9 protein-coding genes and 1 pseudogene are annotated in these 12107 nt (G+C 70.6%); 5 read left to right on the top strand and 5 right to left on the bottom strand.

Annotation, left to right across the window (positions count from 1 at the left end):
* Nucleotides 1–239: 239 nt before the first annotated feature.
* Nucleotides 240–542, bottom strand: a pseudogene (locus ACWCP0_RS25115) (integrase core domain-containing protein); the annotation flags it as partial.
* 120 nt (nt 543–662) lie between these two features.
* Between ACWCP0_RS25115 and ACWCP0_RS25120 the strand changes: the two are divergent.
* The gene (locus ACWCP0_RS25120; protein ID WP_451081039.1) at nt 663–1685 is read left to right on the top strand and encodes an arsenic resistance protein; all 1023 of its coding nucleotides are present in this window, start codon (nt 663–665) and stop codon (nt 1683–1685) included.
* 411 nt (nt 1686–2096) lie between these two features.
* Here the strand turns inward: ACWCP0_RS25120 and ACWCP0_RS25125 are convergent, their stop codons facing one another.
* The gene (locus ACWCP0_RS25125; RefSeq protein ID WP_451081040.1) at nt 2097–4331 is read right to left on the bottom strand and encodes an FG-GAP repeat domain-containing protein; all 2235 of its coding nucleotides are present in this window, start codon (nt 4329–4331) and stop codon (nt 2097–2099) included.
* Nucleotides 4332–4892: 561 nt separating this feature from the next.
* On the opposite strand from ACWCP0_RS25125, the gene ACWCP0_RS25130 reads away from it, so the two are divergent.
* The 3 genes from ACWCP0_RS25130 to ACWCP0_RS25140 all read left to right on the top strand — a co-directional run bounded on the left by ACWCP0_RS25130 (nt 4893) and on the right by ACWCP0_RS25140 (nt 6978).
* The gene (locus ACWCP0_RS25130; RefSeq protein ID WP_451081041.1) at nt 4893–5204 is read left to right on the top strand and encodes a hypothetical protein; all 312 of its coding nucleotides are present in this window, start codon (nt 4893–4895) and stop codon (nt 5202–5204) included.
* Between the two features lie 601 nt (nt 5205–5805).
* Nucleotides 5806–6018: a DUF4287 domain-containing protein gene (locus tag ACWCP0_RS25135; RefSeq protein WP_451081042.1), complete on the top strand. Its 213-nt coding sequence runs from the start codon at nt 5806–5808 to the stop codon at nt 6016–6018.
* A 261-nt stretch (nt 6019–6279) separates the two neighbouring features.
* Nucleotides 6280–6978, top strand: coding sequence for a L,D-transpeptidase (locus ACWCP0_RS25140; protein WP_451081043.1), 699 nt, complete (start codon nt 6280–6282; stop codon nt 6976–6978).
* A gap of 28 nt (nt 6979–7006) precedes the next feature.
* Here ACWCP0_RS25140 and ACWCP0_RS25145 read toward each other — a convergent pair whose 3' ends face one another.
* Genes ACWCP0_RS25145 through ACWCP0_RS25155 form a run of 3 tightly spaced genes read right to left on the bottom strand, consistent with a single transcriptional unit; the run spans nt 7007 to nt 8675 of the window.
* Entirely contained in the window at nt 7007–7978 is a 972-nt protein-coding gene (locus ACWCP0_RS25145) for an NAD(P)-dependent alcohol dehydrogenase (protein WP_451081044.1), read from the bottom strand.
* Nucleotides 7975–8268, bottom strand: a complete 294-nt coding sequence (locus ACWCP0_RS25150) for a helix-turn-helix transcriptional regulator (protein ID WP_451081045.1) — start codon at nt 8266–8268, stop codon at nt 7975–7977. The genes ACWCP0_RS25145 and ACWCP0_RS25150 overlap by 4 nt, the downstream gene beginning before the upstream one ends.
* A complete protein-coding gene (locus tag ACWCP0_RS25155; RefSeq protein ID WP_451081046.1) occupies nt 8247–8675 on the bottom strand; it encodes a hypothetical protein in 429 nt (142 codons plus the stop codon). The genes ACWCP0_RS25150 and ACWCP0_RS25155 overlap by 22 nt, the downstream gene beginning before the upstream one ends.
* 145 nt (nt 8676–8820) lie before the next feature.
* Between ACWCP0_RS25155 and ACWCP0_RS25160 the strand changes: the two genes are divergently transcribed.
* Complete coding sequence (locus ACWCP0_RS25160; RefSeq protein ID WP_451081047.1) at nt 8821–12105, top strand: ATP-binding protein; 3285 nt, start codon at nt 8821–8823, stop codon at nt 12103–12105.
* The last annotated feature ends 2 nt before the right edge of the window (nt 12106–12107 follow it).

Below are 12107 nucleotides of genomic sequence, written 5' to 3' on the forward strand. Positions count from 1 at the left end.
CATCAAATGGGCAGCTCGCCGCGTAGCGGCACCGTCGATGAAAAACGTCGCCGGCGCCGTGAGGAGTTCCATTGCCCGTGCAAAAGGACCGACGCCGGCACTGGAAGGCAGGCCGCAGGCTGTGATCGCGATTCCGAGCGGTCCGGCGATGGATGCCGCCAGGGCCTGCGGGTGCCGATAGCGAGCGGATGGTGGGCGGTCGTCCGCGTCTGCGGGTGCCGATACATCATCCGGCCTGCTCAGGCGGCATGTTGGTACTCGTGCAGGGTTCCGCCGAGTCGGTCTCGTCGCCGGACCTCAAGATGCTTCATCTCTGCCGGCACGTTGATCGGTTTGGGTAGTGGGCGAAGTGGCGCGGCTTGCTTCAGCGCTCGGTGCGGTCGACGCCAGTTGTGGAAGGACTCGAACTCGCGGAGCGCGTGCAGGAGGTGGCTCTGGTTCCAGATCAAGGTGCGATCCAGGAGCTCGCGCCGGCACGTCTGTATCCAGCGCTCCATAAGGGAGTTCATGCGCGGCATCCGGATGCCGGTGACGACGACCTTCGGCCGGCGGCGACGGACAGCACGCCATCGCGGTGAGGCGGCGCAGTGCTGGTGTCCGAGCCGGCGGCGTGACCTGTGAGGATGGGCGAGTGACTGCCGCCCGGCGGTCCGTAGGACCACATGGGAGCAGTCAGGGTGTCGCAGCAGGGACCGCAGGGCCTGGTCGAGCGGATGGAGCGCCACCAGGTCGCGATCTACCTCGCGGCGATGGCCGCCGGTGGGCTGCTGGGCTGGCTGGCCCCGGCCGCCGGCCCAGGGCTGGAGCACGCGATCAACCCGGTACTCGGTGCCCTGCTGTTCGTGACCTTCCTCCAGGTCCCGGCCGTTGAGCTGGTTCGCTCGCTGCGTGACGGGCGCTTCCTGTCCGCGGCCCTGGTGGTGAACTTCGTGATGGTGCCGCTGGTCGTCGCGGCGATGTTCACGTTCCTGCCCACCGACCAGGCCGTGCGGGTCGGGGTGCTGCTGGTGCTGCTGTGCCCGTGCGTCGACTACGTGATCGTGTTCTCTGGACTGGCCGGTGGCTCCAGCCGCCGCCTGCTGGCCGCCACCCCGCTGCTGCTCGTGGCCCAGATGCTGCTGCTGCCGGGGTTCCTGTACCTGTTCATGGGTTCCGGACTGGCCGACATCGTCGAGGTCGGCCCGTTCCTCGAAGCCTTCGTGTTCCTGATCGTCATCCCCCTCGCGCTCGCCTGGGCCCTGCAGGCGTGGGCCGCGCGCCGCCCGGCCGGACAGCAGGTCTCCGACGCGGCGACCACCACGATGGTGCCGCTCATGGCCGCGACTCTGCTGACCGTGGTTGCCTCCCAGGTCCCCAAGCTCGGCGGCAGCCTGACCGACGTTGCCGCCGTCGTTCCCTTCTACGCCGTGTTCCTGCTGGTCATGGCGTTCGCCGGAAAGGCCGTGGCCCGGCTGTTCCGACTCGACACCGGCGCCGGGCGTGCGATCGTCTTCACCGGCGCGACCCGCAACTCCCTGGTCGTGCTGCCGCTGGCCCTGGCACTGCCCGACGCACTTGCGGTGGCCGCGGTCGTCGTGGTCACCCAAACCCTCGTCGAAGTCCTCGGCATGGTCGCCTACGTCCGCCTGGTTCCCCGGCTACTGCCCGCCAGGGAGGCGACTGCGAAGGAACCCGCCGCGTCCTGACCCCGCCGCCGGTCAGCAGCAAGAGCATCCCGGGCGGCAGCCGCAGGCGTCCGACTCGGCTCCGCCAGACGCAAGTGACGCGGCGCCAGGGGCGCGCAGCAGCCCTTGCCCTGCCAGGCGTCGCGGCCGCCGCGCCTCATCGAGTGGTTCCGCGGGCGGCGCGCACTCGATGCGCGCCGCCCATCGGCTTTCCTGACCGCAAGATCCGCTCGTCGGCGAGCGGCTGGAGGACCGTTCCCCAGGGGACCCCTTCGCCCCCTGCTGACGCGTCCCAGATCCGTGCCCCTCACGGCCGGCGGCGACGTCCGAAGACCATCTGGTAGGAGATGTCGACAGCGTTTTGCTCATCCAGCAGCCGGTCGTCGGCAATGCCCACAGGGCCCGAAGAAATCGAAGGATTGTACGTTCCGGTCAGGAAACCGAGTTGAACTTGGATCCCTCACCCGCGTACAGCGTCGTCGTCTGCCGGGTGAACACCGACGTCGTCGAGCCCGTCGAACCGTAGACGTACGTGCCGCCCGCCCCGTACGCGACGAGGTCGGGGCGGCCGTCGTTGGTGACGTCCCCGGCGCCGACGAGCTGGGAGAAGACCTGCCAGCCGCTGCCGATTCTGACCCGGGTGGCGAACGTGCCGTCGCCGCGCCCCTGGTAGAGCCACAGCACGCCGGTCCTGTCCCGGGCGACCAGGTCGCCGGCGGCACTGCCGGCCACATTGCCCACGGCGGTGATCTGGTTGTACGCCTGCCAGCCGCTCAGTCCGATCTTCTTCCGCACCGCGAACGGCTTGGAGGTGCTGCCGGTGCCCTTGTAGAACCACAGGACGCCGGAGTTGTCCGTGGCCACCAGGTCGGACCTGCCGTCGCCGTCGAGGTCGGATCCGCCGGTGAGCTTGTCGTAGACCTGCCAGCCACCGCCGATCTGCTGCCGGGCGGTGAAGGTGCCGTCGCCCTTGCCGAGGTAGAGCCACAGGACGCCGGAGCCGTCGAGCCCGACCAGGTCGCCGTGGGCGGCACCGCCGATGTTGCCGACGGCCTCGATCTGCTTGTACGTCTGCCATCCCGGGCCGATCTTCGTCCGGCGGGCGGACTTGTACTGGCCGTTCACGGGCCCGTCGAAGAGGTCGTCCCGCCACAGCACACCCGCGGCGTCCCGGGCCAGGACGTCCGTCGAACCGTTGTCGTTGAAGTCGTGCGGGTTGGCCTGGCGCGAGACCTGGAAGCTCCCCGAGGCGGTGGCCGGGCCGCCTGCGCCGTCGGTCGGGGTCGCGGTGATGCCCCAGCTGTAGGCGCCGTTGGGGGCGCTGATGCCGTCCAGCACGCCGTCCCACGTGAAGGTGAAGCGGCTGCCGGAGGCGGGCTGCGGCAGGCGCTTGGTGAGCTTCTTGCCGGTGGCCACGTGCGTGAGCGTGACGTCCACGGTGGCGTCCACCCGGGACAGGGTCCACTGCATCGGGACCGTGGTGCCGCCCTTCTCCAGGTTCACCGCGGTGGGGACCGTCGACCCGGTCACCGTCAGGTCCAGGATCTGGCCGGTGTCCGCCACGAGCGTGACCTCCGGGCGAGCGCCGCCGACCCCGTTGGCGACCCGGAACAGCCCGTCGGCGTCGGCCGCAGCGCCGCGCACCATCAGGCTGCCGTCCGGCGCGTGGGCCGCGCTGGAGAAGTGCTCCAGGAGCTTGTACGGCTCGGCACCTGCGGTGACGAGATCCTGCGCGTACAGCGGGCTCACCGGGTCCCCGGCGGCCGTGCCCGGGACCCCGTAGAGCAGCACGTCACCGACGATGCCCACGACGACCACGCCGCCCATGGCGGCGCCCAGGTCGAACCGCTTCCCGGTGGCGCCCGCGTCCACGACGATCGCGTTGCCCCCGGACGGGTGCTCGATCCACGCCTCGTACCCGGCGGCGAGGGCCCCCGTCGCGCTCGGATTCCACGCGGCGATGCTCTCCCGGCCCTGCATGTCGATGACCGTGCCGTAGTTGACGTTCGTGTGCGCCTTCCAGTACTCGGTCCGGAAGGTCGGCCCCGAGAACACCCGGGAGGTGCCCAGGACGAGCAGGTTGTTGCCGGCGGAGGCGACCACCTTGTAGCCGGTGTTGTAGGAGTTGAACGAGAGTTTGGTCTTCTGCGAGTGCCCGTTGACGTCGGCGAGCTGGTACAGCTCCTGGTAGTCCCCTGTGGTGGGCACGCTCACGAACAGGTTTGCGCCGACCACCCCGACCAGCTTCGCCCCGGGCTTGAACTCGTACGCGAGGTCGAAGACCTTGGACCAGGTGGAACCCGCCTCCATGTCCCGCAGGAAGACCGTGCTCGCGCCGTCGCTCGTGACGACGATGTCGGAGTTGCTGCCATGGCCCATGGTGCCGCTGTTGATCGGCAGGACCGAGCCGTCGGCGTACGACCGCCACTCCAGGACCGTGTTGCCGAAGTCGTCTTTACGGGAGGTGAGGTAGCCGGTGTCGCCAGTGCTGACGACCTCGGCGTCGACGGGCAGCTTCACCTCTTCGGCGACGGCGGTGGCCCCGGCCACGGCAGCGGGTGCGGCGGCGATGGCCGGGACGGTGAGGAGCGTCCCCGTCACGGCCGTGACCGTGGACAGGGCGAGGACCGCGGCGGCGAGCCGACGGCTGGAGATGCGATGGTGCACGTGCCTGACCTTTCCGGTTCTCTGGAAGGCGGAGTCGAAAAACCCTGGGACATGCCGGTGCCCGCGGCAGGGCGAGACGGCTGCCACGCCGGGTCAGACATGTGATCGAACCAAGTGGTTGTAGGGAGATCACTTGAATGTTTGACGTGTCGTCGCCCCGGCCTGGCGTCTCTCGCCAGGCGGCGGGCACTGCGTCGTCCGTGTCGCCCGGCGGCGGTCTGCTGTGATCCCCCGGCAGGTGGTGCGCATTGTCCTGGGCATGCCCGGTTCGCAGATGACCCCCACCGTTCAGCGCCGTACGGGCGCTCCGTCCTACCTGCGCGGCGTACTGCGGCGAACGTCGCCGTACTGCCGGACGGACAGCCGGAAAGCGTGTGGGGGGCAACCCCTGACGCGTGGGAATCTCGTATCCTCCGCCACTGCTCTCACCGGGTAATTCGACGAAGGCCCCGACCGATCACGGTCGGGGCCTTCGTCGTGCGCCGTCTCGGTTTCCGCCTCGGTTTCCGTCTCGGTCGGCCCCTGATGACATGCCCTTCGCGCTCTGACATGCTGCGCGCCATGTTCATGATCTCCGTCGCATCCGCGGGCGCTTCCCGCCCGACAGGGCTCCTGATCTGCCTCGCGGCCATGGGAGCCGCGGCGGTCTACGGCGGGGCACGGTGGGCGTTCAACCTGCGCGGAGCCGTCGACGCGACGCTGCAACGTCGACGTGCGGTTCTGGAGTTGAAGGGCCAACGGTCGGGCGACTTGAACTTCGCGGACAACAATCATGTGAGCCCATGGCTCTTCCGGCTCGCCGGAGGCGTCATGGGCGTGGCAGGGCTCGCGCTGTTGGCCATGAGTCTGATCCTGGTGATCCCGAGCGGCTGAGGCGAACCGGCCCTGTGCCCACAGGAAACGGCCCAGGTGTCACCCCGGCGCGCGTTGCTTCCCAGACAGGCGCGTGAGTGCGCCCACAGCCACATCGACGAAGGCCCCGACCGATCACGGTCGGGGCCTTCGTCGTCGGGCCGGGCGAAGACGCAGCACCCACAGCTCACGCCGTGGCGGCGTCGATCAGCACAGCGGCGATGGATCGGGCGCAGGGGCCGGTCCCGGTGCTGTCGAGCGCGGTGCTGCGGGCGACGGCGCCGTCGCAGAGGAGGGCGAGCTGTTCGCCCAGGGCCTCGGGGTCGCTGGCGCCGGCCTGGCGGGCGAGGCCGGTGAGGCGTCGGGCGAACTCGGACTCCGGGTGTACGGCAATGGAGACGGCTGCGGCGCTCCGAATTCATCGCGCCGCTCGATGCCTCCAGAGTGATGCAGCGCACATGGTCGTACGCCTCCCGAACAGATGTGACTCAGGACACGTCGGCGAACCGATCACTCTGCTCTTCGCCGCCGGTCCTCCGGACAGCAACACCGCGGCGCCCCGGCACCGCGGCGGACGAAGCAACACTCCAGGATCACTCGACACCGATGGATGGACTCGGACATGACCGAACCCGTGAAGGGCCCTGCGAGCTACTTCCCTTCGATCGAGAAGAAATACGGCCGCCCGGTCGCGGAGTGGAAGGACCTCATCCGCTCCTCGCCGCTGACCAGGCACATGGAACTCGTCTCCTGGCTCAAGGCGGAGCACGGACTCGGCCACGGCCACGCCAACGCCCTTGTCGCGCACACCTTGGCCGAGGACAGCGGCAGGTGATCGTCAGGACGACACCGGGGCCTACGAGCACTGACGACGCCACCGGCCACCGCGCCGGGCGAGAGGGCCGGACCGTTTCGACGGTCCGGCCTTCGTCGTCACCGTGGAGAAGCCGGTGAACGACTCCCTCCGCGGCAGGTGATCGCGGCCGTTACGGAACTGTCCCCTTCCCGCGTGCAACTACTCCGCACCCTTGCCCGTCTACCAGGCGGAACACGCACCACGTGCGCCACGCACGAAGGACATGAGGAGTCGACAGCAGTGGGGGACACACGCCGACGAGGAGTCGTCGCACTGGGGATCGCCGCGCTCGTGGCGCCGCTCACGCTCGTCATGGGGACCACGACCGCTCAGGCCGCGACCTCGTGCACGACGCAGACCGGGCCCTACCAGAAGCAGGTCGAGAAGTTCCTCGGTCTTCCGGTGGACGGAAGGCAGTCGGCTGCCGACTGCAAGGCGATACAGGCATTCCAGACGAAGCACTCGATCAGCCCGAACGCCGGGCTGGCGGGGCCCCTCACCTGGGGCGTCATGGATCTGATGAACAAGCAGAAGGCCGTCGGGAAGACCCCGAACAAGGCCGGCAAGTGCCCGACGAACAAGGGCCGTATCGCCTGCGTCGACCTGACGCTCCAGCTGAGCTGGATCCAGGACGGCACGAAGCTCGTGTACGGACCGGTCCCGGTGCGTACCGGACGCGACGGGCACGAGACGCGCACCGGGCCGAAGAAGATCTACTGGCGGCACATCGACCACGTCTCCAGCCTGTACGACGTGCCGATGCCCTACAGCCAGTTCTTCGACGGCGGCCAGGCCTTCCACTCGGTCGGCATCAGCGTCTGGGCGCCGCCCGGGTCGCACGGATGCGTGAACATGACCAAGACCGACGCCGCAAAGTACTGGAGCCTGCTGCGCAACGGCGACGACGTCTTCGTCTACGGCCGCAAGCCCGGCACCTGACACACCCCCGGCAGCGCTCGCGCCCACATCACACCGTGATGACGACCTTGCCGCGAGCGTTGCCCTCCTGGAGGCGGCGAATGGCCTGGGGGACCTCGTCCAGCGAGTACGTCGCGCCGATGACCGGCGCGACCTTGCCCGCCTCGACGAGTTCCCGCAGGGTCCGAAGGTCCTCCTGGCGCTCCACCGAGACCAGCCCACGCAGCCGGTGGCGCACGAACGGTGACAGCATCAGCGCCCGCAGGACGCGGTCCGTGCCTCCGAACCACCGTCCGCCGCCCTCACTCCCGACGATGACCAGGGTTCCCCGCGGGGTGAGGGCGCGCCGGAGGCGGGACAGCGGGCGGTTGCCCGCGGTGTCGACGACGAGGTCGTAGTGGCGCGTCCCGTCGGTGGGGTCCTCGCGGGTGTAGTCGATGACGTCGTCCGCGCCGATCGAGCGGACCAGGCCCGTCTTCGTCGTGCTGCAGACGCCGGTGACGTGCGCTCCGAACGCCTTGGCCAGCTGCACCGCGAAGGTCCCCACGCCGCCCGCCGCGCCGATGACCAGAACCTTCTGCCCTGCCCGCACCTGCCCCGCGTCGCGCAGGGCCTGGAGTGCGGTGACCGCGGATATCGGGACGGCCGCCGCCTGCTCGAGGGTCAGGTTCGCGGGCTTCGGTACGAACCTGTCCTCCGGGGCGCTCGCGTACTCGGCGAAGGAGCCTTCGCAGAAGCCGAACACCTCGTCGCCCGGCCGGAACCGGGTCACTCCGGCGCCGACGGCCTCGACGCGGCCCGCGACCTCCCTGCCCCGGACGCGGACCTTGGGGGCGCGGAGCCCGTACCCGACAAGGCGCAGGAGATAGGGCAGGCCGGTCATGAGGTGCCAGACGCCCGCGTCGACGCCGGCTGCGCGCACCCGTACGAGCACATCGCCCTCGCCGGGCGACGGCTTCTCGATGTCCCTGAGTTCCAGCACGTCGATGGAGCCGTAGGTGTCGTGCACGATGGCCTTCATGGTGCCTCTCCTCCGCGTCCTTCGTTTCCTGCGCTTCCTTCGGGTCCCTCGCTCCCTTCGGCGTCCGGGTACTGGAACACCTCGTCGAGCGGAACTCTGAACACGCGCGCGATCTGGAAGGCCAGTTCGAGCGAAGGCGAGTAGCGGCCCTTCTCGATGGCGATGACGGTCTGGCGGGTCACGCCGATGCGATCCGCCAGGTCCGCCTGGGTCATCTCTCCGTGCGCGAAGCGGAGGGACCGGATCGAGTTCGTGACGCGGGTCGGCTTCACCACGGCTGGAAGCCCCACCGGTAGGCGGCGATCCTGGCGCCGGACCCGAGGACCGCGGACAGGACGAAGGCCAGGTAGATCGCGTTGGCGATCCAGAAGTGGTTCAGCTCGGCCATCGACATGCCGAGGGCCGCCAGTCCGCCGATCACGACGAACGCCTGGCCGGTGTACTCACCGAACCGGGCGATCTCCCTGTCCCGCTGGTCCTTCCTGTTGGCGTCCTTGGGCGAGGCCATCGCGACCACGACTTCGAGTGCGATCGCGGCCGCGACAGCGGCGCCGACCGTCCACAGCAGCACCGGCACGTACGACACCTCGGCCAGAGGGGTGTGCTCGGCCCGTCCCAGAACGACGGCGACGTAGGCCGCGTACGCGCCTGTCGCGACCACCCCCATGATCCATGCACGCTTCTCCTCGAAGGTCACACCCATCCCCCTGTAAAGCAAACTTGACACAAGCCGACAAGGGGAATGTAAGGCCGCGCGTACATGACGTCAAGGATTCTGTACATCGCCCGCGATGATCCCGTCATGACCGGTGCGGTTGCGGACCGCTGGCTAACCTTCTGTGGTGACCACCGAGTTGACGCTGCTGCCGCGAGTCGCCTACCGCGACGAGGAGATCACCGCGCCCCGGCTCCGCGGTCTTCTCGCCCTCCTCGCCGGCGAGTTGCGTACAGGCTGCAGCACCGCGCTGCTGGTGGACGGGCTCTGGCCGGACGAGGACGAACAGCCGGAGAACCCGACCAAGGCGCTGCAGATCCTGGTCTCGCGTGCCCGAGCACGCCTCGGCGCCGACGTGATCGCCAGCACCCCGACCGGCTACCGCCTCGCGCTGGGCGAGGACCAGGTCGACACGTCCGCCGTCGTCGTCAGGGCCGCCGCGGGCGCGGAGCGCTCACGGGCCGGGGACCACACGGCGGCACTCGCGCACGCCGAGGCCGGGCTCGCACTGTGGGGCGCCGACGGCGCCGGAACCGGTGGCGTCGCCGGCAGCACCGGATCCCGCGCCGTCGGCGCGGTCCACCCCGGCTCCATATCCGACGACCCGGTTTCCGCGCTGCGTGCCGAGCGCGCCCCGACGCGCCGGTCGCTCATGCGCGTTCGCGCCCTCGCCCTCGCCCGGCTCGGGCGCCGCGACGAGGCGGTCGAGCCGCTCACCCGCCTGGTGCGCGAACTGCCGCGCGACGAGGAGGTGCTGCTCGAGCTGTTGCGCTGCGAGGCCGCCACCGCGGGGCCATCCGCCGCTCTGGCCACGTACGACAGCTACCGCCGTACGCTGCGCGACGAGCTCGGCACCGACCCGGGGCCCGCGCTGCGGGCCGTGCATCAGGAGCTGTTGCAGGGCGAGGCTCCTGCCGTACGCCGCGGGGTGCCGCACGAGCCCAACCCGCTGCTCGGCCGCGACGCCGACATCGCCGCCGTGGCGGAGCTGCTGCGCACGTCCCGGGTCACCTCGATCGTCGGTCCCGGCGGCCTGGGCAAGACCCGGCTCGCGCATGTGGTGAGCCGTGAGGCGGAGCAGCGGGTGGTGCAGCTGGTCCCGCTCGCCGGTGTCACGCGTGACACCGATGTGCTCGGTGAGGTCGCCTCGGCCCTCGGCGTCGGCGAGTCGATGCGCACCCCCGTGAGCCACTTCGGGATCCCCGCCGATGTGCTCACCGGCATCGTGGGCGCACTCGGCCCCGGCCCCGCGCTCCTCGTGCTCGACAACTGCGAGCAGGTCATCGGCGGTGTGGCGGAGCTGGTCCAGGCGCTGGTGTCGATGACCCGCGACCTGCGGGTGCTCACCACCAGCCGGGCCCCGCTCGGCATCTCCTCCGAATCGGTGCACCTGCTGCCGGAGCTGAGTCCGGCGACGACCGTGGAGCTGTTCGAACAGCGGGCGCGGGCAGCGCGCCCCGGCGTCGAGCTGCCCGGGGCGACGGTGGCCGAGCTCTGCCGGCATCTGGACGGGCTGCCGCTCGCCACCGAGCTGGCGGCGGCGCGCGTACGGGTCATGTCGGTCGACGAGATCGCCCGCAGGCTCGAGGACCGGTTCGCCCTGCTGCGGGGCGGAGCGCGCGACGCACCCCGGCGCCACCGCACCCTGCACGCCGTCGTCGACTGGAGCTGGAACCTCCTGGACCCGGCCGGGCAGGCGGCGCTGCGCGCGCTGTCCGTCTTCCCCAACGGCTTCACGGCGGACGCGGCCCGGCAACTGCTCGGTACCGGGAGGCCGTTCGGCGGCAGCGGCGATGACACCGACGCCCTGCACGTGCTGGACGTGCTGGACGTGCTGGAGAACCTGGTCGACCAGTCCCTGCTCAAGGTCACCGACACCGGTTCCGGCACGCGCTTCGGAATGCTGGAGACCGTACGGGAGTTCAGCACGGCCCGCCGGGCGGAGGCCGGCGAGGACGACCATGTGACCGGGCGGTTCATGGCGTGGGCACGCGACTTCGGGACGGCCCACCACGATGCGCCCTTCGGTCCCGAACCCTTCGCGTCCTGGGTGCGGATCAGGGCCGAGCAGGACAACCTCGTCCAGGCGCTGCGCCTCGGCCTCGACCGGGGGGACGGCGCCACGGTCGCGGCGACCACCGCCGTGCTCGGGAGCCTGTGGACCACCGAGGCCAACTACTCCCGTCTCGTCCCGCTGACCCAGGACACCGCCCCGCTGCTCTCCCACTTCCGGCCCGGGCCCGACCTCGTCGAGGTCACCCGGACCGCCGCGGTCATGTGCACCGCCAATCTGTTCCTGGGCGTCGGCCCCGGGGCGGTACGACCCCTCGTCACCCTGCGGCGGCTGCCTCCCGCGTCGCCGGACACCCTGATCGGGGCCCTCTCCGTCGTGCTGGGCGCCGCACCCGAGCTGCTGGGCCGGGACGACCCGGACCATGCGGCGCTCGACGCACTGTGCGACAGCGACGAGCCCCTGCTCGCCGGCGTCGCCAACTGCGTGGCCAGTTATGTCTGGGAGAGCGAGCACGACCTGGACCGCGCGCTGGCGGCGGCCCGCCGCATGCTCGCGGTCTTCGAGGACCGGCGGATCCCGTGGGCGCAGATCATGGCGCCCTGCCGGATGGGCGAGCTGTGTCTGCAGTCCGAGCGGGGAGGTGAGGCGGTGCCCCACCTGAAGTCGGCCCTGCACGTCCTCGAGAAGCTCGGGGTGTGGACCGACTCGCTCGGGATCCGCTGGGGAATCGTGCTCGGCGGACTGCAGACCGGCGAGCTCGACGAGGCGGAGCACTGGCTGGAGCAGGTGATGCTGAACCAGGCGCGCGAGACGTCGGACGTCCTCACGCCCGGCCTCGGGGCACGCGCGGAGATCGCGCTCGCACGGGGCGAGACCGAGACGGGCCTGCGGCTGTGGCGCCGGGCCGTCGACCAGGTGCAGCACAGCACGAACCCGGTCTTCGGCGCCGAGCTGAATCTGGAGCCCTGGATCCTGGAGGTCCAGGCCGTCGCCGTGACCGCTCATGCGCGCCACGGCCGGCTCGGCCTCGTCGAGGGGATCGCCGGTGCCCTGCAGGACCGGCTCACGACGTTGCTGACCCGCCACGACGGCCTGCCGGCCCTGGTGGACTTCCCGGTGTGCGGTGCACTTCTGCTCGCGCTCGGCACGGCCGATCTCGATCGCGGTCGTACGGGATCGGGGACGCGGCTGATCGCCCTGGCGGACCGCTTCCGTCACCTGCGGAGCTTCCAGCCGACCATGTCCTCCGCCCGGGCCAGGGAAGCGGCCGAACAGGCCGACGGGGCGGCGTACGCCGACGCCGTGTCGGAGTACGCCGCCCTCGGCCAGGACGGACTGCGGGCCGCCGCACTGGCGGCGCTGGCGGAGCGCGCCACCCTTGAGATCCCGTCCGGGTAGGT

It is taken from the genome of Streptomyces sp. NPDC001970 (genome assembly GCF_053594115.1).

Excerpts from the sequence above, each read along its gene's own strand:
- ACWCP0_RS25120 (WP_451081039.1), top strand. The coding sequence starts at position 663 with ATGGGAGCAGTCAGGGTGTCGCAGCAGGGACCGCAGGGCCTGGTCGAG.
- ACWCP0_RS25130 (WP_451081041.1), top strand. The coding sequence starts at position 4,893 with ATGTTCATGATCTCCGTCGCATCCGCGGGCGCTTCCCGCCCGACAGGG.
- ACWCP0_RS25135 (WP_451081042.1), top strand. The coding sequence starts at position 5,806 with ATGACCGAACCCGTGAAGGGCCCTGCGAGCTACTTCCCTTCGATCGAG.
- ACWCP0_RS25145 (WP_451081044.1), bottom strand. The coding sequence starts at position 7,978 with ATGAAGGCCATCGTGCACGACACCTACGGCTCCATCGACGTGCTGGAA.